Genomic DNA, 1354 nt, shown 5'->3' on the forward strand with positions numbered 1-1354 from the left:
TGACCCTCGCACCCAACTCCTCCAGCTGCCCGGCAAGTTCACCCGCATCGGGGGCTTCAATCCCGCGCCGGGACACCAGCAGCAGATCCCGCACACCATGCACGGTGACCAGATGCCGGGCCACTTCAGCACCCAGACCACCCGTACCACCCGTGATCAGCACCGTCCCATCGCCGGCCCAGGGCGCCGCCACCCGCACCTCACCGGCCCCCGAGGCCATCCGCACCAAGCGCGGCACCCAGACCTCACCGGCGCGCAGGGCAAGCTGGGGCTCATCGACAGGAGAGAGCCGCTCGGCGAGCGTGCGATACGAAGCGGCCGTCTCGTCGACATCGGCCAGCACCAGACGCCCGGGATGCTCACTGATCGCCGACCGGACCAGACCCCACACCCCGGCACCGCCCAGATCCGGCATCTCCGCGCCGGAGACAGGATGCAGGGCAACCGCACCACTGGTCAGCACGACCAGAGGCGTGTTGGCCCATCGCTCCTGTGACAGCCAGGTCCGCATGACACCCAGGAGATCAGCAACCGGGCTCAGGACATCACCAGAGTTCACCCCCACACTCAGCCCGACGACCGACGGCACGATCTCACCGGCATCGACGGCGGCAGTAAGAGCGTCCAGGTCCGCAAAATGCCGCACCGGCACGCCCGACTCACGCCAGGCCGCCGTCTCCACATCACCGACCACCGCCCACTGCCCGCCACGAGCGCTCTCCACGCGTCCGCCCACGGGCCCCGGACCCCACTCAAGACGGAACAGACCATCCGAACCCGCCGCCGCCCGCACCACATCGGCGGCGGACACAGGACGCAGCACCAGCGAGTCGACGACCGCCACCGGCGCACCCGCCGCATCACTGACATGCAGCGAGTACGCATCCGCCCCGCACGGCGTCAGCCGGGCCCGCACCACACCCGCACCGACCGAGTGCAAGGACACACCCGACCACACAAACGGCAACAACGCACCCTGCTGCCCCTCACCAGCACGCAGAGCCAGCGCGTGCAGCACCGTGTCCAACAGCGCCGGATGCAGCCCGAAGGCCGCCGCCTCCCCCGCAACCGGCTCAGGCAGGACCGCCTCGACGAACAGGTCATCACCGGACACCCACACCCGGGCCAGACCCCGGAAAGCAGAGCCGTACGTGAGCCCGGACTCGTCGAGCACGTCATAAAGACCGTCCACAGCCAACTCACGGGCACCGGCCGGCGGCCAGGCACCCAACCCGGCCACCTCTGTAAGGCCGGCACCCAAGTCGTCGAGGACACCCGTGGCATGCAGAGTCCAGGGCTGGTCGGGAGCCGCCTCGTCGGGCCGGGCATACACCTGCAGCGCCCTGCCCTTCCC

1 protein-coding gene is annotated in these 1354 nt (G+C 69.9%); it reads right to left on the bottom strand.

Annotation, left to right across the window (positions count from 1 at the left end; translation table 11 throughout):
* Nucleotides 1-1354, bottom strand: a 1354-nt coding sequence (locus tag FNH08_RS50120; RefSeq protein WP_152778681.1) for a polyketide synthase dehydratase domain-containing protein, incomplete at both ends; no start/stop codon positions are given.

Source organism: Streptomyces spongiae (genome assembly GCF_009377185.1).
GTDB lineage: Bacteria > Actinomycetota > Actinomycetes > Streptomycetales > Streptomycetaceae > Streptomyces > Streptomyces spongiae.